At 70.3% G+C, this 26489-nt stretch carries 24 protein-coding genes; 10 read left to right on the top strand and 14 right to left on the bottom strand.

Translation table 11 applies throughout. The features are described 5' to 3' along the window. Window positions 1–6 precede the first annotated feature (6 nt). The 6 genes from G4X40_RS21000 to G4X40_RS20975 are packed head-to-tail and all read left to right on the top strand — an operon-like array spanning window position 7 to window position 6865. On the top strand, window positions 7–1212 hold the full coding sequence (locus G4X40_RS21000) for an MCE family protein (RefSeq protein ID WP_277835442.1): 1206 nt from the start codon (window positions 7–9) through the stop codon (window positions 1210–1212). Further along, a complete protein-coding gene (locus G4X40_RS20995; protein ID WP_277835440.1) occupies window positions 1209–2237 on the top strand; it encodes an MCE family protein in 1029 nt (342 codons plus the stop codon). Before G4X40_RS21000 ends, G4X40_RS20995 begins: the two co-directional genes overlap by 4 nt. Beyond that, window positions 2234–3250, top strand: coding sequence for an MCE family protein (locus G4X40_RS20990; RefSeq protein WP_277835438.1), 1017 nt, complete (start codon window positions 2234–2236; stop codon window positions 3248–3250). The genes G4X40_RS20995 and G4X40_RS20990 overlap by 4 nt, the downstream gene beginning before the upstream one ends. Beyond that, the gene (locus G4X40_RS20985) at window positions 3247–4473 is read left to right on the top strand and encodes an MCE family protein (RefSeq protein WP_277835437.1); all 1227 of its coding nucleotides are present in this window, start codon (window positions 3247–3249) and stop codon (window positions 4471–4473) included. The genes G4X40_RS20990 and G4X40_RS20985 overlap by 4 nt, the downstream gene beginning before the upstream one ends. A 23-nt stretch (window positions 4474–4496) precedes the next feature. Beyond that, window positions 4497–5615, top strand: coding sequence for an MCE family protein (locus G4X40_RS20980; protein ID WP_277835436.1), 1119 nt, complete (start codon window positions 4497–4499; stop codon window positions 5613–5615). After that, on the top strand, window positions 5612–6865 hold the full coding sequence (locus G4X40_RS20975; protein WP_277835434.1) for an MCE family protein: 1254 nt from the start codon (window positions 5612–5614) through the stop codon (window positions 6863–6865). The genes G4X40_RS20980 and G4X40_RS20975 overlap by 4 nt, the downstream gene beginning before the upstream one ends. A gap of 9 nt (window positions 6866–6874) precedes the next feature. Here G4X40_RS20975 and G4X40_RS20970 read toward each other — a convergent pair whose 3' ends face one another. Genes G4X40_RS20970 through G4X40_RS20960 form a run of 3 tightly spaced genes read right to left on the bottom strand, consistent with a single transcriptional unit; the run spans window position 6875 to window position 9839 of the window. Then, window positions 6875–7888: an alpha/beta hydrolase gene (locus tag G4X40_RS20970; protein WP_277835432.1), complete on the bottom strand. Its 1014-nt coding sequence runs from the start codon at window positions 7886–7888 to the stop codon at window positions 6875–6877. Further along, window positions 7885–8991, bottom strand: a complete 1107-nt coding sequence (locus tag G4X40_RS20965; protein WP_277835431.1) for an MBL fold metallo-hydrolase — start codon at window positions 8989–8991, stop codon at window positions 7885–7887. Before G4X40_RS20965 ends, G4X40_RS20970 begins: the two co-directional genes overlap by 4 nt. Next, complete coding sequence (locus G4X40_RS20960) at window positions 8988–9839, bottom strand: SDR family oxidoreductase (RefSeq protein ID WP_277835429.1); 852 nt, start codon at window positions 9837–9839, stop codon at window positions 8988–8990. Before G4X40_RS20960 ends, G4X40_RS20965 begins: the two co-directional genes overlap by 4 nt. An 82-nt stretch (window positions 9840–9921) precedes the next feature. On the opposite strand from G4X40_RS20960, the gene G4X40_RS20955 reads away from it, so the two are divergent. Together G4X40_RS20955 and G4X40_RS20950 are read left to right on the top strand one after the other, a co-directional pair. Beyond that, window positions 9922–10542, top strand: coding sequence for a TetR/AcrR family transcriptional regulator (locus G4X40_RS20955; protein WP_277835427.1), 621 nt, complete (start codon window positions 9922–9924; stop codon window positions 10540–10542). 131 nt (window positions 10543–10673) lie between these two features. Further along, a complete protein-coding gene (locus tag G4X40_RS20950; RefSeq protein WP_277835426.1) occupies window positions 10674–11591 on the top strand; it encodes an NADP-dependent oxidoreductase in 918 nt (305 codons plus the stop codon). Between the two features lie 38 nt (window positions 11592–11629). Here G4X40_RS20950 and G4X40_RS20945 read toward each other — a convergent pair whose 3' ends face one another. Next, window positions 11630–12112, bottom strand: a complete 483-nt coding sequence (locus G4X40_RS20945) for a TIGR00725 family protein (RefSeq protein ID WP_277835425.1) — start codon at window positions 12110–12112, stop codon at window positions 11630–11632. A 124-nt stretch (window positions 12113–12236) separates the two neighbouring features. On the opposite strand from G4X40_RS20945, the gene G4X40_RS20940 reads away from it, so the two are divergent. Next, a complete protein-coding gene (locus tag G4X40_RS20940; RefSeq protein ID WP_277835424.1) occupies window positions 12237–12902 on the top strand; it encodes an SIMPL domain-containing protein in 666 nt (221 codons plus the stop codon). A 38-nt stretch (window positions 12903–12940) separates the two neighbouring features. Here G4X40_RS20940 and G4X40_RS20935 read toward each other — a convergent pair whose 3' ends face one another. The 5 genes from G4X40_RS20935 to G4X40_RS20915 form a co-directional block, all read right to left on the bottom strand. Next, a complete protein-coding gene (locus G4X40_RS20935) occupies window positions 12941–13483 on the bottom strand; it encodes a VOC family protein (protein ID WP_277835423.1) in 543 nt (180 codons plus the stop codon). Window positions 13484–13497: 14 nt separating this feature from the next. Beyond that, the gene (locus G4X40_RS20930; protein ID WP_277835422.1) at window positions 13498–14370 is read right to left on the bottom strand and encodes an oxidoreductase; all 873 of its coding nucleotides are present in this window, start codon (window positions 14368–14370) and stop codon (window positions 13498–13500) included. Between the two features lie 66 nt (window positions 14371–14436). Then, a complete protein-coding gene (locus G4X40_RS20925; RefSeq protein WP_277835420.1) occupies window positions 14437–16515 on the bottom strand; it encodes an FUSC family protein in 2079 nt (692 codons plus the stop codon). A gap of 65 nt (window positions 16516–16580) precedes the next feature. After that, complete coding sequence (locus G4X40_RS20920) at window positions 16581–17711, bottom strand: acyl-CoA dehydrogenase family protein (RefSeq protein WP_277835419.1); 1131 nt, start codon at window positions 17709–17711, stop codon at window positions 16581–16583. 34 nt (window positions 17712–17745) lie between these two features. Beyond that, on the bottom strand, window positions 17746–18918 hold the full coding sequence (locus G4X40_RS20915; RefSeq protein ID WP_277835417.1) for an acyl-CoA dehydrogenase family protein: 1173 nt from the start codon (window positions 18916–18918) through the stop codon (window positions 17746–17748). Window positions 18919–19143: 225 nt separating this feature from the next. Here G4X40_RS20915 and G4X40_RS20910 point away from each other — a divergent pair, with 225 nt between their 5' ends. Further along, entirely contained in the window at window positions 19144–19719 is a 576-nt protein-coding gene (locus G4X40_RS20910; protein WP_277835700.1) for a TetR/AcrR family transcriptional regulator, read from the top strand. Between the two features lie 30 nt (window positions 19720–19749). Here the strand turns inward: G4X40_RS20910 and G4X40_RS20905 are convergent, their stop codons facing one another. From G4X40_RS20905 to G4X40_RS20885, 5 genes are all read right to left on the bottom strand, one after another. Then, a complete protein-coding gene (locus tag G4X40_RS20905; RefSeq protein WP_277835415.1) occupies window positions 19750–21171 on the bottom strand; it encodes an aldehyde dehydrogenase family protein in 1422 nt (473 codons plus the stop codon). After that, window positions 21168–22295: an NDMA-dependent alcohol dehydrogenase gene (locus G4X40_RS20900; protein ID WP_277835414.1), complete on the bottom strand. Its 1128-nt coding sequence runs from the start codon at window positions 22293–22295 to the stop codon at window positions 21168–21170. Before G4X40_RS20900 ends, G4X40_RS20905 begins: the two co-directional genes overlap by 4 nt. Window positions 22296–22468: 173 nt before the next feature. Continuing rightward, window positions 22469–23599 (bottom strand): NDMA-dependent alcohol dehydrogenase, encoded by a 1131-nt coding sequence (locus G4X40_RS20895; RefSeq protein ID WP_277835412.1) that lies wholly within the window; start codon window positions 23597–23599, stop codon window positions 22469–22471. Between the two features lie 127 nt (window positions 23600–23726). After that, on the bottom strand, window positions 23727–24599 hold the full coding sequence (locus G4X40_RS20890) for an alpha/beta fold hydrolase (RefSeq protein ID WP_408642266.1): 873 nt from the start codon (window positions 24597–24599) through the stop codon (window positions 23727–23729). Between the two features lie 10 nt (window positions 24600–24609). Beyond that, window positions 24610–26403 (bottom strand): N-acyl-D-amino-acid deacylase family protein, encoded by a 1794-nt coding sequence (locus tag G4X40_RS20885; RefSeq protein ID WP_277835698.1) that lies wholly within the window; start codon window positions 26401–26403, stop codon window positions 24610–24612. Window positions 26404–26489 lie beyond the last annotated feature (86 nt).

Here is a 26489-nt window from a genome sequence, read left to right as displayed (position 1 = left end):
GCGCCGATGCTCCCGCTGCCGAAGAAGGTCGCCGCCCTCGGGTTGGCCGTCGTGCTGGGTGCCGTCGTCACGGCGGTCGCGCTGTCGTATGGGGACGGTCTCGAGGGCGGCGTGCCGATCACCATCGACAGCGCCCGGTCGGGGCTGGTGCTCGAGCCGGGCGCGATGGTCAAGATGCACGATGTCCAGGTCGGCACCGTCACCGCTGTCGCGCAGCACGATTCGGGCGCGGTCATCTCGGTGCGGCTCGATCCGTCGGCGGCCGGGCAGATCCCCGCCGGGGTCGGTGCCGACATCCGCGCGACCACGCTGTTCGGCGCCAAGTACGTCACGCTGACCGACCCGCCCCGGCCGACGGCCGAACGTATCGCCGCGGGCACCACGATCCGCGCCGGATCGGTCACCGTCGAGGTGGACACGCTGTTCGAGTCGCTGAACGACCTGCTCGGGGCGGTCGACCCGGCCAAGCTCAACTCCCTGCTCACCGCGCTGTCCGACGGGCTCGACGGGCGCGGCGGCGCGCTGGGGACGACCCTGCAGCAGGCGAACTCGTTTCTCGAACCCGTGGCCGAGCGCACCCCCGAACTGCAGCACGACGTCACGCAGACGGCCGCCGTCGCCGGCATCTACCGCGACGCCGCCGACGATGTGATGACCGACCTGCGCAACCTGACGACCACCGCCCGGACCCTCTCGCAGCGGCGCACCCAGTTCGACGCGCTGCTGCTGTCGGTGACAGGACTGGCCGGCCAGGGCACACCGTTGCTGACCGACAACACGCCCGCCCTCACCGCGACCATGTCGTTGCTGCGCCCCACCGCCGGGCTGCTGCACGAATACTCCGGCGGCATCACCTGTTTCCTGCAGGGCGCCGACCAGACCCGCAGGATGGCCGAACCGGTGTCCGGCGGCAACGGGGCGACCATGAAGCTGAACTCGACGTTCCTGCTCGGCGTCGAACCGTACGCGTACCCGACCGACCTACCCGTCGTCCGCGCGCGCGGCGGCCCGCGCTGCGGGGGCCTGCCGAAGCTGTCGATGGACCAGGTCCCCGCGCCCTACGTCGTCGCCGACACCGGCGCGAACCCGTTCGCCGCGGTGCAGACGAGTCCGCAGGTGCGCTTCGACACGCTGCTGACGAACCTGCTCGGGACACCCGCCGTATCGAGACCGTCGGCGCCGAGCGCACCCGCACCGGGAGGCCACAGATGACGACGAATCTGCGCGCGGTCGGCTGGCGGCTGGCGATCTTCGTGACCGTGATGGTCACCGTGCTCGGCGGGCTCGTCCTGGTGCTGGGCCAGTACCGGTTCGACGACTACACCCGCTACGAGGCGGTGTTCACCGACGCGTCCGGGCTCAAGAAGGGCGACTTCATCCGGGTCGCAGGCGTCGAGACCGGGAAGGTCGCCGGCGTGCGGGTCGACGGCGCTGACCACGCCGTCGTGGAGATGGACGTCGACTCGAGCTACCCGCTGACCACCGCCACCCGCGCGGTGGTGCGCTACGCGAACCTGGTCGGCGACCGCTACCTGGCGCTGCTGCCCGGGCCCGATTCAGCGCAGCGTCTTCCCGCCGGCGCGCGCCTCGGCACCGACCGGACAGCGCCGGCGCTGAACCTCGACCAGTTGCTGGGCAGCTTCAAACCGCTCTTCCGCGCACTGGACCCGAAGCAGGTCAACAGCCTCACCCAGGAGCTGATCGCTGTGTTCCAGGGCGAGGGCGGCACGGTGCAGGACATTCTGGCGCACACCGCATCCCTGACGAACACGATCGCCGACCGGGACGAGGTGGTCGGGCAGGTGGTCACCAACCTGAACACCGTCCTCGGCACTGTCGCCGGCCGCGACCAGGATCTGTCGTCCGCGCTCGACAAGGCCCAGCAGCTCACCGGCGCGCTCGCCGCCGACAACGAGCACTGGGGCGCCGCGCTGACCCGGATCGACTCCGGAGCGGCCGCCGTGGCCGATCTGCTGACCGACGCGCGCACCCCGCTGCAGGGCACGGTCGGCCAGTTGCGGCGCACCGCAAGCCAACTCGATTCGGGAAAGCAGACGCTCGACAGCGTCATCACCCGGCTGCCGACCGCCTACGCCGCGCTGAGCCGGCTCGGCGCGTACGGCAACTTCTTCAACTACTACCTGTGCGGGCTGCGGATCAAGTTCACCGGCGCCGACGGTTCGGACGTCTCGACCCCGATGTTCGGGCAGACCACCGGGAGGTGCGCACCGAAATGAAGTTCCAGTTCCGCGAACGCAATCCGCTGATCGTCGGCATCGTCGGCACCGCCGCGATCATCGCCGTCACCCTGATCGCGCTGAACCTCGAGGCGATGCCGTTCGTCGACCGCGGCTCCGGCTACCACGCCGTCTTCACCGAGACCGCCGGCCTCAAACGGGGAGATCCGGTGCAGGTGGCCGGCGTCCAGGCGGGCCGGGTGTCCGGGATGCGGATCGACGGCGCCACCGTCGTCGTCGACTTCACCGTCGACCACACGATCTCGCTCGGCGAGGACACCCGCGCCGACATCGGTACCGCCACGGTGCTGGGCACCAAACTGCTGCGGGTGACCCCGTCCGGACCCGGCACGCTCCGCCGCGGCGCCACGATCCCGCTGTCACGCACCAGCTCCCCCTACCAGCTGACCGACGCGCTCGGCGACCTCACCGACACCGAACGCGACATCGACACCGGCACACTCGCGGATTCGATGAACGCGCTCTCTGCGACCCTGCAGCACACCCCCGACGACCTGCGTGGTGCGCTCGACGGGGTGACCCGGCTGTCGAAGACCGTCAGCACCCGCGACCGGTCGCTGCGCGAACTGCTGCAGCACGCCGAGCGGGCCACGTCGGTCCTTGCGGTGCGCAGCAACCAGATCAGCGCGATGATCGGCGACGCCGACGCGGTGCTCGGCCAACTGCAGCAGCGGTCGGCGGTGATCGACACCCTGTTCGAGCACGTCGCCACCCTCGCCGACCAGCTCACCGCCGCGGTCCACGACAATCAGGCGCAGCTGACACCCGCACTGGACCAGGTGAACTCGGTGCTGTCGGTGCTGCAGAAGGACAAGGACGACATCGGCGCCGCGATCGAACGGCTCGGCCCGTATGTGACCGAACTCGGCGAGGCCGTCGCCAGCGGGCCGTTCTTCAACTCCTACATCCAGAATCTGGTCCCCGGCCAGATCATCGACCCGTTCGTGCAGCAGGCGCTGCACGCCGCCGGCATCACGGGGCAGCCGCGGTGAGCGGCCGGTCGCGCACCGACGCAGCGACCCGGGTACTCGCACGCCGGGTGCTCGGCGGTGCGCTCACGGTGCTGCTGCTCGCCGCGCTGTCGTTCGCGCTCGTACCCCGGCATCGCGACCTGACCGTCACCGCGTACTTCACCAGCACGACCGGACTGTACCGCGGCGACGACGTGCGGATCATGGGCGTGCGGGTCGGGTCGGTCGACGCGATCACCCCGCGCGGCGACCGGGTCGAGGTCCGGCTGACCGTCGACGGCGACCAACCGGTGCCCGCGGACGCGAAGGCGGTGATCGTCTCGCAGTCCCTGGTGTCCGCCCGGTTCGTCCAGCTCGCCCCCGCCTACCGGGGCGGCCCGCGGATGGCCGACGGCGCGACGATCCCGCTGCGCCGCACCGCCGTTCCCGTCGAGTGGGACCAGATCAAGGCCCAGCTGTCGCGGGTGGCGACCGCGGTCGGACCGTCCGAGTCCGATCCGCGTGGAGCACTCGGCGGCCTCGTCGGGCAGGCCGCGCGCAACCTCGACGGCCAGGGGCTGAGCCTGCACCAGACACTCGTGCGGCTCTCCGAGGCGATGCAGACCATGTCCGACGGTCGCACCGACCTGTTCGATCTGGTCCGCAACCTGCAAGTGTTCGTCGGCGCGCTCGCCGGCAGCGGCGAGCAGATCGTCGACTTCGACAACACCATGTCCACGGTCACGCAGGTACTCGCCGACAACGGCGGCGAGATGGACACCGCACTGGGCAAGCTGGATTCGGCGCTGGGACTGGTGGGCTCGTTCGTCCGCGACAACCGGGACCAGGCGACGACCACCACCGCGAAGCTCTCGGACGTGGCGGGCGAACTCGCGAAGGAACGACAGGGACTCGAGCAGATTCTGCACGTCGCGCCGACCGCACTGTCGAACCTGGCCAACATCTATCAGCCGGCCCACAACACGGTCGTGTCCGCGCTCGCGATGAGCAACTTCGCCAACCCCGTCGACTTCATCTGCTCGGCGCTCGCCGCCGCCGAGCAGAAGGACGCGCAGGAGGGAGCCCGCTTGTGTGTGCAGTATCTGGGCCCGGTGCTGGGCATGCTGCAGATGGACTATCCGCCGCTGGCCGCCAACCCGACCCGCGGGGTCGGGGCGCTGCCGGGCCAGCTGGTCCCCGCCGGCACCGAACGCATGTCGACGCCCGCGGGACTGCCGGGCCTGATGACCCCGGGCGGTCGCTGATGCGGCGCGCGGTGCGGGCGACGGTGGTGACAGTGTTGCTGGTCCTCGCCGCCGGCGGGGTGTCGGGTTGCGGGTGGCGCGGGCTGAATTCGCTGCCGCTGCCGGGTACCAAGGGTCACGGTGCGGGCGCCTACACCGTGTACATCCAGATGCCCGACGTCGCCACGCTCACCCGCAACGCGCAGGTGCGGGTCGCCGACGTCACCGTGGGCCGGGTCGCGGATCTGCGTCTGCAGGGCGACCACGCGCTGGTGACGGTGCGTCTCGACGGCGATGTGCGGTTGCCGGGGAACGCGACCGCGAAGATCGGTCAGGCCAGCCTGCTCGGCGCCGCGCAGGTCGAGTTGGCGGCGCCGGTCACCGAGCCGGCCGAAGGTACATTGCACGACGGCGACACGATCCCGCTGGCGCGGTCCGGCGACTACCCGACGACCGAGCAGACCCTGTCGTCGCTCTCGCTGGTCCTCAACGGCGGCGGGATCGGTCAGATCCAGCAGATCTCCCGGGAGCTGAACACCGCCCTGAGCGGCCGGCAGGACCAGGTGCGCGGACTGCTCGCCCACCTCGACACCGTGCTGACCGGCCTCGACGCGCAGAAGTCGGACATCGTGGCGGCGATCGACGGCCTCGACCGGCTGTCCGCACAGGTGGCGCAGCAAAACGACGTTCTCGCCGACTCCATCTCGGCGCTGCGTCCGGCACTGACCGCACTGAGCGACCGTCGCGACGACCTCACCACGGCGCTGGACCAGTTGGGCGCGCTCGGCGACGCGGCGACCAGGGCAGTGCACGGTACCCGGACCGAACTGGTGGCGAACCTGCGTGATCTGCAACCGGTGCTCAAGGGGCTGGCCGACTCGGGCAGTGCGCTGACCGAATCCACCCGGTACCTGCTCACGTTCCCCTTCCCCATCGACACCTACGCGAACGCGGTCCGCGGCGACTACGCCAACGGCGAGGTCACCCTCGACCTGCGGGTCAAGACCCTCGACAACGCCCTGCTGCTCGGCACCGGCCTGCAGGGCGCGCTCGCCGGGCTGCCCGCGATCATCGGCAAGCCCGAGCCGCCGACGGCCGCCCACGCAAGAGGGCTGGGCCAATTGCTCAGCCCCGCACCGGCATCCGCGGGAGGTGGCCGATGAGACTCGCCCGCAGGACCCGGGTGCAGCTGACGGTCTTCGCGATCCTCGCGGTGCTCGGCATCGGCTTCGCCTCCGTGCGCTACGCGCGCATCCCGCAGACCCTCGGGATCGGGCAGTACACGGTGACGGTGCAAATCGCCTCGGGCGGCGGGCTGTATCCCGACGCGAACGTCACCTACCGCGGCACCACGATCGGCAAGGTCACCGCGCTGCGGATGACCCCGGCCGGCGCCGAGGCCACCCTGTCACTCGATTCGTCGGTGCCCGTCCCCTCCGACCTCGACGCGCAGGTCCACAGCATGTCCGCCATCGGCGAGCAGTACGTCGACCTGGTGCCGCGCGGCCCCGGCGGCCCGAGACTGCGCAACGGGGCGGTGATCCCGCGGCCGCGCACCACCGTGCCCGCACCGGTCGGCCCGATCCTCGACCAACTGCAGGCGACCCTGCGCGCCGCCGGACCCGACAACGTGCGGACGGTGGTCGACGAGGGCTCGACGGCGCTGTCGGGCACCGAGGACGATCTGCGCCGGTTGCTCGACTCGGCGCACGCGCTCACGGCCACCGCCGACGGGGCGCGGGAACCGACCGGCACGCTGATCGACGGGATCGGGCCGCTGCTCGACACCCAGACCGCCACCAGCGCAGCGATCCGACAGTGGGCGCAGTCGTTGGCGTCGTTCACCGGGCACCTGAGCGGCAGCGACCCGCAACTGCGCGGGGTGCTCGCGCAGGGTGCCCCCGCGGCCGACGAGGCGACGCGGCTGTTCGCGGGCCTGCGCCCCACGGTGCCGCTGCTGCTGGCGAATCTGACCAGCGTCGAACAGGTTGCCGCGGTCTACAATCCGGGCATCGAACTGATCCTGGTGCTGTACCCGGCGATCATGGCCGCGACCCAGTCGGCGGGACTGCCGAACTCCGCCGACCCGGCCCAGAACACGTTCTTCGCCGACCAGCTGAACGCGCCGCCGCCGTGCACCACCGGGTTCCTGCCGCCGTCCGCGCGGCGCTCACCCACCGAACTGGACACCCCGCCGACGCCGAACGACCTGTACTGCAAACTGCCGCAGAGCGATCCCAGCACCGTGCGCGGCGCCCGGAACCTGCCGTGTCCGGACCACCCGGGCCGGCGGGCCCCGACGGTCGCCCTGTGCGACAGCCCGCAGGGGTACCGGCCCGAGGCCGAGTCGAACCCGTGGAACGGCGAACCTTCACCCGCCTCGTGGGAGCAGATGATGGGCGCCGGGCGATAGACGTCGTCGTCACCCGGCCCGGTCGTCCGCCACCTCGACGGTCTCGAGGCGAGCGGTGTCGGTGCGGCCGAACACCTCCCGCAGGAACTCCCCGGTCAGCCGCATCGCCGCACGGCTCTCCGAGGTCAGCGCGTCGAGCACCGGGAACGCGTGCACGCCGCGCCGCCACACGTGCGTCTCGACGGCCCGTCCGGCGGCGTGCAGCCGGCCGGTGAGCGCCCGGATGTCCGGTTCGAGCAGCTCCCGGTCCGCGGCGGTCAGGAAGGTCGGCGGGAAGACCTCGACCGGCGCGTCGACCGGTGAGCGGGTGCCACGCAGCGCGACCGGCCCGCGCTCCCACCGCGGCTTGGCCCGCCGGATCGCGCTGAGCGGCATGTACGCGTCGCGCTTGAGCAGCGCCGGATCGTGCCGGTCCGGATCCAGGCTCAACTGCGGCGAGTAGCCCACGAACGCCGCCGGACGCGGGACGCCGTCCGTCGCCGCCAGTTCGCAGATCTTCGCGGCCAGGAAGCCGCCGGCGGAGTCGCCCGCGACCACGACCTTGTCCGGCGCGTCGGCCCGGTCCAGCAGGGCCCGGTACGCATCACAGGCGTCCTGCACCGAGGTGCCCGCCCCCGCCTCGGGGAGCTGGCGATAGCGCAGCGAATACACCGGCACGCCCAGGGTTTCCGCCAGCCGGGCACACACCCGCCGGTGGGTGGCCGGACCGCAGAACAGGAATCCCCCGCCGTGCAGGTACAGCACGGACACACCGCGCAGCTGATCGTGCGCGGACGTGCGCGGCACGGACAGCTCCGCCTCGACACCGCCCAGGTCGACCGTGGTGAGGTCGACGTTCGGCGGGTTCGGCAGCCACCCGAACAGCACCTCGATGAAGGTGAGCACTCGAATCCCCCTGTCGCCCAGGGGCCAGAGCCGGTATGCCGTCTTCAACAGCAGTCGCGCCGGCCAGTACAGCAGCAGCGCCGGCACACTCGGCGTTTCGTGGACGGTCACCGCGCCCTCGGCCTGACGGGCGCTCACCCGGCCGCTCGATCCGGCGCGACGATCACGCCGTAGTCCAGGCTGCCGTGGCTGAACGTCGGCCGCAGCGGCCACTGGCGCTTGAAGCTCGCACACTCGGACGACGGGATGACCTGCACCCAGCGCGGGTCGCGCTTCGAACGCGACGCCATCGTCTTCTCCTTGATCATCGAGTCGTACTGGTCCTGCGGGTCTTCGAGGGTGTTGCTGTTGAGCACCACCTCGCGGCGATAGAACTGCGCCTGCGCCTTGACCCCGGGGATCTTCGAGAACTCCGGCTGCCAGTTGTCCGGCGCCATCCCGTTCTCGGACTGCACCCACACGCCGTCGGGAGTGTTCACGCACAACGAGTGGTTGCCGTCGGTGTGACCGGGCGTCCACAGCAGGCTGACACCGACGCCGAGTTCGACGTCGCCGTCGAAGATCTCGAGCCGGTCTTGCGGAACCCCCGCCATGCCCTTGTCCACGTACCACGCGGTCTGCATGGGATGCATCGACTCGAAGGTGGCGAGTTCCTTACGGTGCACCAGCAGCTTGGCGTTGGGGAACAGCGGCTTGCGCGGCTCGCTCTCGCCCTCGATCGGTTCGGTGGAGCCCATGATCATCCGCACGTCCTGCACGTGCAGGTGATCGAAGCTGACGTAGTCGACGTCCTCGTTGCGCAGCCCGAGGCTGGGCAGCACGTCGTCGGGGTCGTTGATGTAGTCGGCGAAGAACCGCTCGACCTTGAACCTGCGCCCGAGCTGCTGGATCTGGTTGTAGAACGGCGCCTCCGCCGACCCGACCGCGACCGTCGGCTCCCAGACCAGCGTCTTGAGCTTGCCGTCGAAGCCCTCGAACTGGATCACCATCATCCGGTTGGTGATGCTGATGAACGGGTTGACCCCGATGGAGTAGCCCTGGAACGCGAAGCGCGACGGATACGGCGCGGTGGCGATGTCCACGGACTTGATCGCCTTCACCTGCCCCTGCGACAGGAAGCGCTCGCGGTACTTCACCGCCGCCTCGCGCACCGCCGTCAGCCGGTCGCCGCGCGGCCACACCTCGTGCACGCCGTCGAACTCGGGGATGGGCCGGAGCTCGTTCTTTTGGGCGGCGGTCATGACTGTGCTCCTCGATCGTGGTTGGCGGACAGCGCCTGGGACTCGTACGACGTGCGGACGGAACTGCCGCTCACCGCGGCAACCTGGTCGGGCACCATGCGCCGCACCAGCGGGTCGCGCAGCACCTGCGGGAGCAGGTTCACCACCCGGATCAGCGGGCCGACGTAGCCGGGCAGGGTCACCTCGAACCGCGGCCGTTCGATGACGTCGACCACGGCGCGCGCGACGTCGGCGGGCTGCAGCAGGCGCACCGTCCCGGTGTCGGTGCCGACGGCGAGTTCGGTGTCGACGACGCCCGGCAGGATCGCCGACAACAGCACCCCGCTGCCGCGCAATTCCTCACGCACACCGGTGAGATAGCCGAGCACACCGTGTTTGGTCGCGGCGTAGGTGGACTCGCCGGGCGGGGCAACGCGCGCGGCCGCCGACGCGATGGTGACGATCTGGCCCCGGCCGCGAGCCCGCATGACCGGGGCGGTCAACCGCACGCCGCGGATGACCCCGTGCAGATTCACCGCGAGCATGCGGTCGGTGGCGGACTCGGGCTCCTCGTCGAACGGGCCGACCCACATGACGCCGGCGTTGTTCACCAGCACGTCGATGGTGCCGAACCGCGTTTCGACGGCGCCGAGGAAGGTGCGGAAGGACTCGGTGTCGGTGACGTCGAGGTCGAACCCGGCCGCGGTTCCCGGCAGTTCGCTCGCCGCCTCCGCGGCCCCGTCACGGTCGCCGATCGCCACCTGGGCACCGGCCGCCGCGAGATGGGCCGCGATCTCCCGGCCGATCCCGCGGGCACCCCCGGTCACCGCGATGACCAGACCGTCGATCGCGCGTTTCCTGAGCCGCATATGCACTCTCCCTCCGATCTGACACACTGTTATGTCAAATGACGCCCGACAGTGTGCCACAGATCGCAGAGGTGAGGAACAGGTGACGAGCACCGGCAGGAGATATGCAGGACTGTCCACCGAGCAGCGCACCCAGGCGCGGCGTGCCGCAGTACTCGAGGCAGCTCTCGACCTGTTCGGCACCGCCGGCTACCCCGCCACCTCGGTCAAGCAGGTCTGCCGCGCCGCGGGACTGACCGAGCGCTACTTCTACGAGTCCTTCACCGACCGCGAAGACTGCCTGGCCAAGCTGTACGACCAACTCGCGGGCGAGATGTACGCCGCCACGCTCGCCTCGATCGCCGCCGCCGGACCGGACGTCGACGAGATCGCCCGGGCCGGGCTGGACGGCTTCGTCCGCTACCTGACCGACGACCCCCGCCGCGCGCGGGTGGTCCTCGTCGAGGTGGTCGGCGTCTCCCCCGGGATGGAGGAGCGCCGGCACGCGGTGCTGCGCGACTACTCCGAGGTCGTGACCGCGACGTGGGGCGCCGCCGAGGCCCGGCCGATGGACACGGCCGACCGGTTGACAACGGTCGCGCTGGTCGGCGGCGTGAACCATCTGCTGGTCAACTGGCTGATGACCGGCTCACAGGAGTCGCCCGGCGAGTTGGTGGACGTGTGCGCGAGGTTGTTCTCGGCGGCCCGCGGCGCACTGGACTGATGGTCTCGCCGCGGGCACCGTGCGGGCCGGTGGTGCCCGAGTTGATCTTGCACGGCGCCGAAGCGGCCGACCGCGATACCATCTGAGCATCAACTGAACACGTGCGAATCCAACCGCGAAGGGCGGTCACGATGGTGATGGCATATGGGTTCACCCAGTACGGCGACGCCGGCACCCAAGCGATGCTCGACCTGCCCAAGCCCGAGCCCGGACCCGGCCAGATCCTGGTCAAAGTCCATGCGGCGGGCGTCAATCCGGTCGACTGGAAGATCCGCTCGGGTCTGCTCTCCGGCGCGATGACCCTGCAGTTCCCCGCCGTGCTCGGGCGCGAGGTGGCCGGCACCGTCGCCGCCCTCGGCCCCGGCGTCGAACGGTACGAGATCGGCGACGAGATCTTCGGCAACACCGGCGCCGAGGGCGGCTACACCGAGTACACGCTGGTCCGCACCGACGCGATCGCGCGCAAACCCCCGACGGTCTCGTTCATCGACGCCGCCGCGCTGCCCGTCGCGTCCGCCACCGCCTACGACGCCATCGAGCAACTCCAGTTGCGTGCGGGCGACACCCTGCTGATCAACGGCGCCGGCGGCGGTGTGGGCGCCGCGGCGACCCAGATCGCCCGCTACCGCGGGGTCGGCGTGGTCGGTACCGCCAGCGCGGCCAAACACGGCTTCGTCGCGGCGCTCGGCGCCATGCCGATCACCTACGGGGACGGCGTCGCCGAGCGGCTCCACGAGGCCGCCCCGAACGGGGTCACCGCGATCCTCGACCTGGTCGGTGGCGACGCACTGCGCGAGGTTGCCGGCGCTGCGAACGACTCACATCTGATCGTGACCACGGCCGACCCGGAGACCGCCGCCTCGCTCGGCGGCGCCTACATCGAACGGGGCACCCTCGCCGACACCCTGGCGCGGATCGCCGAACTGGCCGCACACGGCAGCCTGAGCCCGCACGTGCAGGAACTCTTCTCACTCGAGCAGGCGGGCGAGGCGCTCGCCGCCGTCGAATCCGGTCACGCGCAGGGCAAGGTCGTCATCGAGATGATGTGACGGCCGGGCGGGCGGGGCAGGCGCGCAGGCCCGAGCCGTCACCGGGCCAGCGTGCGCACCGCCGCCTCGACCGCCTCCTCCGGCGACTGCGCGACCAGCACCTCGACCCCGGGCAGCGGCCAGCCGCCGAGCGCGATCACCGGCACACCGGTGCGCACCGCGAGCGCGATCTCGCTGAGCGTTCCCCAGCTGCCCCCGACCGCGATGATCGCCTCACTGCTGCGCACCACCAAAGCGTTGCGCATCTCGCCGAGCCCGGTCGGCACCGACACCGTCAGGAACTGGTTGCCGTCGGCGCGGTCGCTGCCCGGCAGCAGCCCCAGCGTGACCCCGCCTGCCCCGACCGCCCCCTCGCAGGCAGCCCTCATGACGCCGCCGAGCCCGCCGGTGACCACGCGAACACCCTTCCGCGCCAACAACTCCCCCACCCGGCGTGCCTGCACCATCTGCTCGCCGGTCGCCCCCTCCCCGGCTCCGATCACCCCGACATAGTTCGCGCCGGCCTCGACGATCACGTTCACCCCTGTCTCCCGGTCGGTGAATTCGACTCGCCCGCATCGTAAGCGGCCACCGACGGCGGCGACGTCATTTCGGCGCCTCGCTTTCCGCCGCGGTGGTGCGAATGTGCATGGCACACTGGCCGACATGTCAGACAAGCCCGTCCTCATCAGCGTCACCGGTCACGCGTCGCGCCGGGTCGATCCGTTGCGCGCGGGAGTGCGGTTCGGGGTCGGCTGTGAGGGCCACGACCCGACGGTGGCGCACACGCGGGCCGCACGCGCCGTCGACGAGCTGACCGCACTGATCACCGCGGTCGACGACCGGCCGGATCACCCGCTCAAGCGGTGGTCGCTCGGTCAGGTCCGGCATTCGCGGCACCGGCCCTACAACAGCGAGGGGCTGCAACTCGACTTCGTCTACAACTCGTCCGCCGACGGACTGGTCACCTTCCGCGACCTGTCCGCGGTCGCCGGGTTCGTCGACGCGCTCGCGGACATGGACGCGGTCGCGGTGCACGGGATCGATTGGTCGCTGACCCGCAAGACCACCGCCCGGCACCTCCGGTCGATCCGCGCGGATGCCGTCGACGACGCGCACGCCAAGGCGCTGACCTATGCGCGGGCGCTGGGGCGCAGGCAGATCCGTCCGGTCGAGATATCCGACCAGGGCCTGCTCGCCGGCCCCCCGGCGTCCGCCGGGGTGCGGATGGCGGGGGTGTCGTTCCGGGCCGACCAGCAGCCCCGCATCGACCTGCGGCCCGAACCGTTGGTCCTCGACGCCGACGTGCAGGCCCGCTTCGAGGCGGTGTGACCGCGCCGGGGCGGCCAGGCGCTGTCTGACGGGCTGGTCTAGCCGGCGCCGCCGCGGGAGGCGAACAGCTGCTCCCACACACCGAAGTCCGTGCGCGGGCCGCTCGGGGTGTCCGCGCCGTAGCGCTCGATCTCGGCCCGGATGTCGAGCGGCCGGGTCGGCGGCATCCCCGGCACCAGCTCGTCGAGCACGTGCTTGTCGGGCACCAGCCAGCACACCTCGAACTCGATGCCGTCCGGGTCGCGCGCATACAGCGCCTTGGTCGAGCCGTGATTGCTGGCCCCGGTCAGCGCCCCCGCCAGTTCGAGACGCCGCCGCATGTCCGCCAGGTCTGTGAGCGTGTCGACCTCCCACGCCAGGTGATAGAGGCCGACCTGCCCGCTCGCCGAACGGGCGTCGGTGTGCGGGCTCTGGAACAGCCCGAGGTCGTGGTCGTTGGCCGAGCCCGGCGCCTGGAGGAACGCGGCGCCCGCGAAGCCACCCGGCAGCACCCGGAACCCGAGCACCTCCCGATAGAACGCCAGGCTGCGTTCGAGGTCGCCGACGAACAGCACCGCGTGATTGAGCCGCTTGATTGCCATCTCACCAATCTCCTTCAGGCGTACCGGACGCCGGTCAGCTCCTCGGACAGATCCCACAGCCCTTGCGCGACAGCGTGATCCATCGACTTCTTGTTGGAGTGCACCACCTTGGGGTAGCCGCGCTGCTCGAACGGCCCGTCGGGCCCGTAGTAACTGCCGCCGTCCACGTCGGCGGACGTGGCGGCGTACAGCATCGGCAGCGCCCCCATCTGCGCGCTCTGCGCGAACACCCGGTTCCCGACGGCCATCATCTTGTCCTGCACGGACTCGGTGTGCGCCTGCAGGTTCGTCGACGCGTACCCGGGGTGCGAGGCCACCGCCCGCACGGTGGATCCGGCGCGCGAGAGCCGACGCTGCAGCTCATAGGTGAACAGCAGGTTCGCCAGCTTCGACTGACCGTAGGCGGCCCACCGGCGGTACCGGCGCTGCTGCCAGTTCAGGTCGTCGAGGTCGATGCTGCCGAGCACGTGGAAGCCGCTCGACATGGTGACCACCCGATCTCGGATCCGGTCCAACACCAGGCCGGTCAGCGCGAAGTGCCCGAGGTGGTTGGTGCCGATCTGCATCTCGAAACCGTCGGCGGTGCGCCGCAGCGGCACGGCCATCACCCCGGCGTTGTTGACCAGCACGTCCGCGCCGTCGACGCCGGCGGCGAACTCGCGCACCGAGGACAGGTCGGCCAGGTCGAGTTCGCGCACCTGCGCGTTCGCGCCGATCTCGCGGGCGACCGCCTCGCCCTTGGCGGTGTCGCGGCAGGCCAGCACGACGGTGGCGCCCGCGGCGCCGAGCGCCCGTGCGGCGACCTCACCGAGCCCACTGTTCGCGCCGGTCACGATGAAGGTGCGGCCCTGCTGATCGGGGATGTCGCCCACGGTCCACTTCGTCATGACGCCAACACTACTGAGCCGGAACCGCCCCGTCACCGGTCGAGTTGGCGCCCGCGACACCGCTGATCAGCCGAGCAGTTCCATGATCGTGCGCAGCAGCCGGCTCAGCGACCGCACCGAGGCCCGCAACGGACCGGGCTCGTTCGGTGCGGTCTCGAGCACGTCGAGGACGGGGCTGTCGACCATCCGCTCCGGCAGCACCACCGGCCCCTTCCCCACGACCACCTTGGCTGCCAGGTCGATCCGCTCGCGCACCAGCGCCGCGGCGTCGCGAAGCGCGGCCGCCGTCTCCGGCGACGGCGCCTGCTCGGGCGGCATGCCCGCCGCGTTCACGCCCGTGCGCGCCAGCGCGTGCGCCGACTGTCCGGCCACCTGCAGCACGCGCAGCAGCCGGCGGGTGCCGCGACGACCGCGGCTGGTCGGACCGAACACCAGCGGCTTGCCTGCCGTGAGGACCGCCTGCAGCTCGGTGTCCAGCGCCCGCGCATGCGTGACCAGGTCCTGCCCGTCACCACGGGTGAGCACCGCCTCGACCGACTCCTCGATCAGCTCGCTCATCTGCGCCAGATACCGCTCGACCGCGTCCACGAACGTCGCCCGGGTCTTGACCGGCAGCACGAAGTAGGCGGCCGCGATGCCCACGACCGCGCCCACCGCGGTCTCGTAAATGCGCAGTTCGAGCACGTCGATGCTGAACCTGCCCAGCAGGCCGTAGAGCATCGCGAGCATGACGGTCATGAAGAAGGCGAGCCAGCCGTAGCTGACCGACACCAGCCAGAACGCGAAGAACACGCACACCACGATCAGCGCCAGCTGCAGCACCGGCCGCTGCCCGACCACCAGGGCCAGCAGCACACCGGCGGCCACGCCGACCACCGTGCCGGCCACCCGGTTGCCGGCCTTGGTGAGGATCTCGCCGCGGGTGGATACCCCGGTGAACACCAGGAAGGCGGTCAGCACTGCCCAGTACCAACGGGCCGGCGACACCAGCTCGCCCAGGATCGTCGCGGCCGAGGTGGCGACCGCGACCTGGATGGCGGCGCGGGTGTTCGGGTCGAGTCCGCGCGACTCGGAGACCTCCGGCTCGGCGTGGGGCTTCGGGACGGGGCTCGGCGACGGGTCCGCGGTGGCGTGCGCGGTGATGCGGTGGATGGCCGTGTGTGCCTGCACCACCCGCAGCGCGAGCAGCGTGGCCAGGCCCGAGCGGCCGGCCGAATCCTCGCCGCGCGCCGCCTCCGCGGCCAGCCGGCGCGCGGCCCGCAGCGACTCCGCCGAGGGCCGGTCCTGCAGCGTCGACGCGACCGCGGTCATCGCCTTGCCCAGCTGCGGCGGCCAGCGCGTCTGCGGGCCGAGCGACCACAGCGCGATCGCCAGCTGCTCGGTCGCGATCTGGGCCTCGAAGAGCTTGAGCGACAACTCGTGACCGGTGACGTCCAGGTGCAGCGACGCGTCGTTGCGGTCGAGCCAGTCCTCGATCAGCAGCCCGGTGTCGGCGAGCCGGGCGAGCCGCCGGCGCAGCTCCTCGACATCATGTGCGCGGTCGGGTCCGGGCACCGCCAACACCCAGCTCGACGTCGCGCGCAGCGCCCGGGCCAGCCGCCGCACCTCGCCGCGCGGACGATCGGGCATCAGCCACCGGCGCACCGTGAACGCCACCGCCACCCCGAGCACGATCGCCGCCACCAGCGACGGCAACTGCCGCAGCTCCACGTGCAGGAACAGCGCGAAGAAGTACGAGATGAACCCCAGCATCCCCAGCGCCTGACCGCGGGGCCCGAACCGGCGCACCCACACGGCCACGAACAGCACCAGGATGAACCCGACGTCGGCGAGCTTGCCGTAGGGCATCAGCACGCTCGCCAACGCCATCGAGCCCGCCGCGGGCAACGGCAGCAGGAAGGTGGTGAGCAGTCGGCCCTCGACCGTGCGGTCCTTGACCGCCCACGCGGCCTGCATCGACACGATCACGCCGAGCACCGCGACCGGCAGTGCGTCGCCGGTCGCGGCGATGAACCCGATCATCACGCCGATGGTCAGCAGCACCGTCAGCGCGGTGGCGGCGGCCTTGTGCAGCCGCACGAACCCAGGATCGGACACCGCCATCTGGCGCCCGATGCGTCCGAGAAGCCCCGCCGCCGTCGACACCCCACGATTGTGCTGCACCGTACCGGCCCGTGCGTGAAATGCGCGGGCCGGCCCTCACATGTCGCTCACAACTCCGCGCGGTCGTGGTCGGCGACGGTCGCGGCGAGCAGCCGCAGGTGGTCGTCGCCGCCGCCGAGGGTGTGCTCGATCGCGGTCAGCCGGCTGACGTAATGGCCGACCGGATACTCGGCGGTCATGCCGATGCCGCCGTGCATCTGGATGGCCTCCTGGCCGATTTTGTGCGCGGAGCGAGAGACCTGCAGCTTGGCCCGCGACGCGATGGCCGGGTCGACCACGCCGTCGGACAGCGACATGGTCGCGTACAGGCTCATGCTGCGCGCCAGTTCCAGCAGGACGTACATGTCCGCCGCCCGCTGGGTCAGCGTCTGGAATTTCGCCAGCGGCACACCGAACTGCTTGCGGGTCTTGAGGTATTCGGTGGTCAGACGCAGCGCCTCCTCCATCGCGCCGACCGCCTCGGCGCACAGCGCCGCCTGCGTGCGGACGATGGCCGCGGTGATGGTCGTGGACTCGTCGCCGCCGTCGCCGAGTGGCTCGGCCTCGACCTCGCGCAGTTCGAGCTGGGCGCCCCTTAGACCGTCGTGGGTCGCGTACCCGCGGCGGGTCAGCCCCTCGGCGTCGGCCCGGACCACGAACAGCCCGATGCCCTCGTCGTGCGGCAGTTGCGCGGTGACGACCAGCAGGTCCGCGCAGTCGCCGTGCGGCACGGGGTTCTTCGACCCGGTCAGCGACCACAGTTCGCCCTCACGCTCGGCGACGGTGTCCACCCGCAGGTCGGGCCAGCGGCGACCCGGCTCGGCGTGGGCGAAGGCCAGCAGCGTGGTGCCCTCGGCGACCCCGGGCAGGATCTTGGCGCGCTGGTCGGCGGTGCCGGCGTCCGTGATCAGCCCACCGGGGGTGAGCACCGCGTCGAGGACCGGCTCCGGCGCCAGGCGGCGACCTATCTCGGTCATCACGGCCATCGACTCGACCGGCCCCGCGCCCATGCCGCCGTCGTCCTCGGCGAAGCTCAGGCCGAGCAGCCCGAGCTCGGCCAGCTTCTGCCACACCTCGGTGGACCACCCGCGTTCGGTGGCGGTGACGGCGTTGCGCTTCTCCGCGTCATAGCTGCGCGCGAGGAGGTCCTTGGTGGTGTCGGCCAGCATCTGCTGCTCGTCGGTGAGCTCGAAGTTCATTGCAGTTCCTCACAATCTCCTGGTGCGCGGCCGGTCAGAGGCCGAGGATCGAGGACGCGATGATGGTGCGCTGCACCTCGCTCGATCCGCTGTAGATGGACACCTTGCGGTAGTTCAGGTAGGTCGGCGCGCTGTGCTGGGCCCACAGCGGCGACATCGCGTCGGCGCCCGCATCGAACGGCAGCGAGTCGGGGCCGGCGACGTCCATCAGCAGTTCGGTCGCCGCCTGCTGCAGCTCGGAGCCGCGCAGCTTGAGCAGAGAGGACGCCGGGTTGGGGCGGCCGTCCGCCGAGCCGGCGACCACCCGCAGCTGGGTCAGTTCCAGCGCCAGGAGTTCGTTCTCGAGTTCGGCCACGCGGGCCGCGAACAGCGGGTCGTCGAGCAGCGAGCCGTCGCCGAACCTCGTCTGGGCGGCGCGGGCCTTCGCCGCGGCGATGCGCAGCTTCGACGCACCCACCCGGGTGACGCCGGTGCGCTCGTTGCCGAGCAGGAACTTCGCGTAGGACCAGCCCGCGTTCTCCTCGCCGACGAGGTTCTCGGCGGGCACCCGCACGTCCTCGAAGAACACCTCGTTGACCTCGTAACCGCCGTCGATCAGCTTGATCGGCCGCACGGTCACGCCGGGAGTCTTCATGTCGATCAGCAGGAACGAGATGCCGGCCTGCTTTTTCGGCGCGTTCGGGTCGGTCCGCACCAGGCAGAAGATCCAGTCTGCGTGCTGCGCGAGTGTCGTCCAGATCTTCTGGCCGTTGACGACGTAGCTGTCGCCGTCGCGCACCGCGCGGGTCTTGAGCGAGGCCAGGTCCGATCCGGCGTCGGGCTCGGAAAAGCCCTGGCACCACCAGATGTCGAGGTTCGCGGTGGCCGGCAGGAAGCGCTCCTTGAGCTGCTGGGAGCCGAACGCCGCGATCACCGGGCCGACCATGGCGGTGTTGAACGCCAGCGGCTCGGGGATCGCCGCGAGTTGCAGTTCGCTCTGCCAGATGTCGTGCTGCAGCGGAGTCCAGTCCTTGCCGCCCCACTCGACCGGCCAGCGCGGCACCGCCAGCCCGTGGGCGTTCAGCGTCCGCTGCGCCTCGACCATGTCCTCACGCCGGAACTCGCCGCGGGCGACCCGCTCGCGGATCTCCGCGGGGATCTGCGTGGTGAAGAAGGTTCGCAACTCGTCCCGGAAGGCGAGTTCCTCATCGGTCATTTTCAGGTTCATGATGCGCTTCCGTGTCGGATCGGCAGACGTCAGATCGCCGCGCCCGACCGGTCCCCGAGGCCGCCGGGCCGCGTCCGAACCAAATCTAAGCGCTTGCTTATGTCTACCATCGTGGCCATCATTGTCAAGGAGTCGGCGAAACGGAGGACGAGGTTGAGCGACGAGACTGCCGATGCGGACGTGGCCGACGCACACCCGGCCCGCGAAGACCCGGCCGGCGCGGAAGTGGTGAAGGATTCGAAGGCGGCCAAGCGAATTCGCGACGCCGCGGCCGAGGCGTTCGCCGAGAACGGCTACGGCGGCACCACCACCCGGGACATCGCGGCACGGTTGGGCCTCAGCCCGGCGGCGATGTATCCGCACTACCGCTCCAAGGAGGACCTGCTCTACGCGATCAGCTACGAGGGCCACCGCCGATGCGTGGAGTTGCTGACCGACCACGACCCGGCCGGTGCCGACCCCGCGACCCGGCTGCGCTCGGTGGTCGGCGCCTTCGCCGCCTGGCACGCCACCCATCACGCGCGCGGACGGGTGATCCAGTACGAGCTGACCGCCCTGTCCCCCGAGCACTACCGGATCATCCTCGGGCTGCGGCGGCAGAGCACGCAGATCGTGCGCCGGATCGTCGACGCCGGCGCCGCGGACGGGTCGTTCGCCGTTCCCGACGCCGAGGGTGTGACGCTGGCGATCACGTCGCTGTGCGTCGACATCTGCCGATGGTTCCCCGCCGGCCGCTACACCGAACCCGATCAGCTCGCCGGGCTCTACGGCGAACTGGCACTGCGGCTGGCCGGGGCCTGACCGCACGCCCCGACCCGCCGCAGTCACCGCTCAGCGCTGAATCGCCTTGACCTCCAAGAACTCCTCGATTCCGAAGGTCCCGCCCTCGCGGCCGACGCCGGACTGCTTGTAGCCGCCGAACGGCGCGCTGATGTTGAACGCCCCTCCGTTGACCTCGACCTGCCCGGCCTGCATACGGCGCGCCACCCGCTGCGCCCGCTCCGCGTCGCCGGACCACACCCCGCCGGCCAGCCCGTAGTCGGTGGCGTTGGCGAGGCGTACCGCGTCGTCCTCGTCGCGGTATCCCATGATCGAGAGCACCGGGCCGAAGATCTCCTCCCGCGCGATCGTCATGTTCTCGGTGACGTTCGAGAAGACCGTGGGCGCGACGAAATAGCCACTGCTCTCGGCGGTCTCGCGGCCGTCGACCACCAGTGTGGCCCCCTCGGCGACGCCCTTGTCGATGTAGTCGCGCACCCGCTTGAGCTGGTTGGCGTTGACCAGCGGGCCCAGCGCGGACGTCGGCGCGGCCGGGTCGCCCACCGGATAGTTCGCCGTCGCCGCCGCCGCGATCTGCGCGACCTCGTCGATCCGGTCCTGCGGCACCAGCATCCGGGTGAGCGCCGAACAGGTCTGACCGGAGTTCAGGTAGCACTTGCCGACGCCGTCGGTCACCGCCGTCGTCAGGTCCGCGTCGTCGAGGATGACGTTCGCGGACTTGCCGCCCAGCTCGAGCGCGACCTTCTTGATGGTCTCGGCGGCCACGGTCGCCACCCGCCGACCCGCCCGGGTCGACCCGGTGAAGGTGACCATGTCGACCTCCGGGTGCCCGGCGATCGCCTCACCGACCACCGGACCGTAACCGCTGACCAGGTTGAGCACCCCCGCGGGCAGGCCGATCTCGTGGAAGATGTCGACCAGCGCGTAGGTGATCAACGGGGCGACCTCGGTGGGCTTGAGCACCACCGTGCACCCTGCGGCCAGCGCGCCGCCGACCTTGAGCACCACCTGGTGCAGCGGGTAGTTCCACGGGGTGATGGCGCCGACAACGCCGATCGGCTCGCGCACGATCAGCGAGTTGCCTACCTCGCCCGAATCGAACCGGTACGTGCGTGCCAGTTCCGCGAAGGCCGCGAGGTTCGCCGCGGGCATCCCGATCTGAACGGGCTTGGCCAGCCCCAGCGGCATGCCCATGTCCTTGGACACCAGCGCGGTCAGGTCGTCGATGCGCGCCATCACGGTCTCGTGCGCGCGCTGCAGGTAGTCGGCGCGTTCGGCGCCACTGAGCGCGGCCCACCCCGGGAACGCGGCGCGCGCGGCCTTCGCGGCCCGGTCGACGTCGGCCGCGGTGCCCTCCGCGACGGCCGTGATGGTCTCCTCGGTGGTCGGGTCGACGACGTCGATCCGGCCCGCGCCGTCGGAGTCCGTCCACGCGCCGTCGATGTAGATCTTGCTGTAGTCGAGGTCCGTCACCGGTCCGCCTCCGTGTACTTGATGATGCCGCGCAGGTTCTTGCCCTCGAGCATGTCCTGGTAGCCCTGGTTGATGTCCTCGAGCCGATAGGTGTTGGTGATCAGCCCGTCCAGGTTGAGTTTGCCCGCCTTGTACATCGACAGCAACGACGGAATCTCCTTGCGCGGGTTGGCGCCGCCGAAGATCGCACCCTGCAGGGACTTCTGCAGCATCGCCAGCAGGAACAGGTTGAGCTTGACGTCCATGTCGGACATCGCGCCCATGCCGACGACCACGCAACGGCCTCCCTTGGCGGTCAGCGTCATCGCGGGATCGATGTCCTCGCCGCCTATCCGGCCGACGGTGATGACGACCTTCTCGGCCATCTTGCCCCAGGTCAGCTCCATCACCGGGCCGATCGCCTCGGCCATCGACGCGAAGGTGTGGGTCGCGCCGAACCGCTTCGCCTGCTCACGGTGGTACTCGACCGGGTCGATCGCGATGATGTGCTTCGCACCGGACACGGCGGCCGCCTGCACCGAGTTGATGCCCACACCGCCGACTCCGACCACGACCACGTTCTCCCCCGGCCGCACCTCGGCGACGTTGGTGACCGACCCCCACCCGGTGGTCACACCGCAGCCGACCAGCGCCGCCACCTCCAGCGGGATGTACTCGTCGATCTTCACCACCGACGCCTGGTGCACCGTCACGTACGGCGCGAACGTGCCCAGCAGGCACATCGGCAGGACGTCCTTGCCGCGCGCCTGGATTCGCGCGGTGCCATCGCTGATCGACTGCCCGGTCAGCAGATTCGCGCCCAGGTCGCACAGGTTCTGGTGCCCGGTCGAGCACGGCTCACACTTCCCGCAGGCGGGGATGAAGGCGAGCACGACATGGTCGCCCTCCTTGAGGTCCTTCACGCCCGGGCCGACCTTCGTGATCACGCCCGCGCCCTCGTGCCCGCCGATCGCGGGGAAGAACGGCAGCGGGGTGTCGCCGGTGACCAGGTGGTGGTCCGAGTGGCACAGGCCCGAGGCCGCCAACTCGACCTGGACCTCACCCTCGTGGGGATCGCCGAGTTCGATCTCCTCCACCGACCACGGCTCGTTGATGCCCCACAGGATCGCACCCTTGGTCTTCATGTCCGCTCGCCTTCCGTCAATGCCGATCACCATGCCGATGCGGGCGAGTCGACCCGCGCCCGCACTCGGAACATAGCCGCGGGCCGGCCGTTTGGGAGGCGAAACACGAACGCCGACCGGCACACTGCCGGTCGGCGTTCGCGGTGCGTCGCCCGGGCGACGCGGAGGGTCGGTCAGTTGCGGTCGGCGGAGGTGTACTTGATGATGCCGCGCACGTTCTTGCCGTCGAGCATGTCCTGGTAGCCCTGGTTGATGTCCTCGAGCTTGTAGGTGTTGGTGATCAGGTCGTCGAGGTTGAGCTTGCCGGCCCGGTACATCGACAGCAGCGACGGGATCTCCTTGCGCGGGTTGGCGCCACCGAAGATCGAGCCGCACAGTTCCTTCTGCAGCATCGAGAGCAGGAACAGGTTCATCTTGGTGTCCATGTCGGCCATCGAGGCGAGGCCGACGACCACGCAGCGGCCGCCCTTGCCGGTCAGCGTCATCGCGGGGTCGATGTCCTCGCCGCGCACCACACCCATGGTCAGCAGGACCTTCTCGGCCATCTTGCCCCAGGTCAGCTCCATCACCGGCGCGATGGCCTCGGCCATCGACGAGAAGGTGTGGGTCGCGCCGAACTTCTTGGCCTGGTCGCGGTGGTACTCGACGGGGTCGATCGCGATGACGTACTTGGCGCCCGAGACGGCCGCCGCCTGCACCGAGTTGATGCCGATGCCGCCGATGCCGACCACGACGACCGTCTCGCCGGCCTTGACCTGCGCGATGTTGGTGGCCGAACCCCAACCGGTGGTCACGCCGCAGCCGACCAGAGCGGCGACCTCGAGCGGCACGTACTCGTCGATCTTGACGACCGAGTACTGGTGCACGGTCACGTAGGGCGAGAAGGTGCCCAGCAGGCTCATCGGGATGACGCCCTTGCCGCGCGCGGTGACGCGGTTGGTGCCGTCCGAGATGGACTGCCCGGTGAGTAGGTACATACCCAGGTCGCACAGGTTCTGGTGCCCGGTCGAGCACGGCTCACAGTGGCCACAGGCCGGGATGAACGACAGCACCACGTGGTCGCCCTCCTTGAGGTCCTTGACCCCGGGGCCGACCTTGGTGATCACGCCCGCGCCCTCGTGCCCGCCGAGCGCCGGGAACGACGGGATCGCGATGTCACCGGTGACCAGGTGGTAGTCCGAGTGGCACAGGCCCGAAGCCGCCAGCTCGATCTGAACCTCGCCGTCGCGGGGGTCACCGAGTTCGATCTCCTCGACCGACCACGGCTCGTTCACGCCCCAGAGAATCGCACCCTTGGTCTTCATCCGTATTGCCCTTTCATCGAAAGCCACGAGGCCCAGCAGTGAGCCATCCCACAGCGAACCTAAACCGTTACGCACAGGTATGGAAGGGCAAATCTAGAACACGTACCAGTTTATTTGCAACGATGCGTCAGGATTCAGCGGAATCGCCTCGGTCGTGGCCGCGGAGATGCTCGACGATCAGTCCGGCCAACGCGTCCGGCGCCTCGTCGGGGATCCAATGCGAGACGCCTGGCAGCGTGACGCAGGCCAGCGGCGCCTCCACGAAACGGAGGCTGAGAGAGGGCCCCCGGGGGCCGATCGCGGTGTCGTGATCGCTCCAGACCTGCAGTGCCGGAACATGAACCGTCGAACGCACGATGTCCGGCGTGGTCAGTACCATCGCCCGGTACCAGTTCACCGCCCCGCGCGCGGTGCGTGGGTCGGCCATCCGTGCCGCGTCCCGCGCGGCTCCCTCCTCCGACTGGCCGGTGCGGCGCAGTGCCCGGCGTGCGAGCCGTGGATCGGTCAGCACCCGCTCGGGCAGCCACGGCAGCTGAAAGAAGAACATGTACCAGGACCGCAGACCCTGGGTACTGGTGAGCATCGCCCGCACGAAGGCTTCTACGTGCGGCACCGACACCGCGGTCATGGTGCGCAGCAGTTCGGGCCGGGCAGCGGCGGTCATCCAGGTCACCGCGGCTCCCCAGTCGTGGCCGACCAGATGCACCGGCCCCACACCTGCCTGCTCGATCAGCGCGGCGACGTCGGCGACCAGTTCGTCGCCGCGGTAGTCGCGCCGACGCCGCGGCCGAGCCCCGGGCGAATAGCCGCGCTGGTCGGGTGCGAGAGTCCGGTAGCCGTGGGCGTGCAGCACCGGCACGACCTTGTCCCAGCTCCGAGAGTCCTGCGGGAAACCGTGCAACAGCACCACCGGCACCCCGTCGATCGGCCCGGTGTCCCGAACGTCGAAGGTCAGCCCGTCGCGGGTGAATGTGTCGATCCGCTTCTCGCTCACCAGCACTCCCGTCGCGCTACAGTCCGCTCGCCGCCGGGGTCGGCGCCTGCTCTCGGGCATCGTAGCGCCCCGCGCGCAGGAACCGCCCGGTCTTGACCCGGCCGCTGACGTCGGTGAACTCGCCGTCCCGGAAGGCGATCCGGCCGCCGATGACCGTCGCCACCGCAGCCCGATCGTTGCGGTTGACCATGCGCCGCAGCCCGCCGTAGACGGGGACCGCCTCCTCGAACAGGCCGTCGACGGTGTCGTCGAGTCCGGCCGGGTCCACGACGACCAGGTCCGCGCGGTCGCCGAGCCGCAGGTGACCGGCGTCGATGTCGTACCAGTCCGCCAGTTCGCCGGTGAGCCGGTGGATCGCCCGCTCGATCGTGAGGAACGGCTTGCGGCGGATCTGGTCGTCGTTGACCCGCTTGAGCAATCGGATCGGGAAGTTGTAGAACGCCATGTTGCGCAGGTGCGCGCCGGCGTCGCCGAAGCCCATCTGCACGCCGGGGCTCGCCGCGAGCTTGCGGGCGAACTTGGGCCGGTGGTTGGCGATCGTGGTGCGCCAGCGCAGCTTTCGTCCGTACTCCACGACCAGGTCCAGGTACGCGTCTACCGGGTGCACCCCGCGCAGGTCGCCGACCTCGCCGAACGTCTTGCCGATCACGGTCTCGTCGGGGCAGGCGACGATCACCGCGTCGTAGAAGTCGCGGTGCCAGATGCGCGGCGAGAACTTGTTGTCGTAGTCCTTGCGGAACCAGCGCCGATACTTCTCGTCCTTGAGCAATTCGTTGCGCTCGACCTCGTCGCGCAGGTGCAGCGCCGCGGCCCCCGCACCGAACTCCTCGAACACCACGAGGTCGATGCCGTCGGCGTAGACGGTGAACGGCACCGGCAGGTGCTGCCAGCGGAAGTCGGTCTTGGCGAACCGGTTCAGCAGCGGCGCGGCGGCCAGCATGAAGTACACGATCACCGGGTAGGCCTTGGAGTCCGCAGCCGAGAGCAGCGACGTTTTCAACGGGCGGCGACGGCCCAGCCCCGAGCTCTCCGCGAAGAACCCCGCGACGTTCGGGTGCAGGTTGATCGTCGGCGCCGACTGCAGGATCTTGCCGCGCTCGCGCAGGATGCGGTTGAGGAAGCGGAACTCGCGCCAGCGCGCGTAGGTGGACGGCAGCGAGCGCGAGCGATACTCGTCGCCGTCGATCTTGTCGAGCGCGTTGGTCATCGACGACATCCCGAGGAAGCCGGCGTCGAGAGCCTCGGTCAGCATCTGTCCCAGCCGGTCCAGTTCAGCCGCGGTCGGCTTCGTCCTGCGATCGGTCGCGCGGCCGATCCCCAGCACGTCCGAGCGCATGTCGGAGTGACCGATGAATCCGGTGACGTTGGGCCCCAACGGCAACGACTCGAGGGCGTCGACGTAGTCCGACGGCCGCTGCCAGGACTTGTGCTCGTCGAGGATGGCGAGCACCGAGTCGTGCGGCACCGCCTCGACGCGACTGAACAGGTCGGCGCACTGGCTCGGATCCGAGTAGACCGTCGAGAGCGAGCAGTTGCCGAGCACCACCGTGGTGACGCCGTGCCGCACCGACTCCGGCAGCCCCGGGTTGACCAGCACCTCCGCGTCGTAGTGCGTGTGCACGTCGACGAAGCCGGGCATGACCCACTTGCCGGCCGCGTCGATCACCTCGGTGTCCGGGCCCGTCGGCAGCGGCGTGGCCGACACCGCCGCGACCCGCCCGTCGCGAATGCCGAGGTCGCGCCGGGCCCCGGGCGCGCCGGTCCCGTCGAACCACAGTCCGCCCCGGACCACCAGATCGAATTCGGGCATGTCGACGTCGGTCATGCGCCACTCCTCACGAGTTGATGTCACCCGACGGTACAGACACTGTTGAGTTTCAGTCAACGGTTTGTTGA

Origin of the sequence: Speluncibacter jeojiensis, from assembly GCF_029589495.1 — a bacterium.
Classification (GTDB): domain Bacteria; phylum Actinomycetota; class Actinomycetes; order Mycobacteriales; family Mycobacteriaceae; genus Speluncibacter; species Speluncibacter jeojiensis.
Note: the sequence above shows the minus strand (reverse complement) of the source record. Positions and strands in the feature narration are given on the sequence as shown.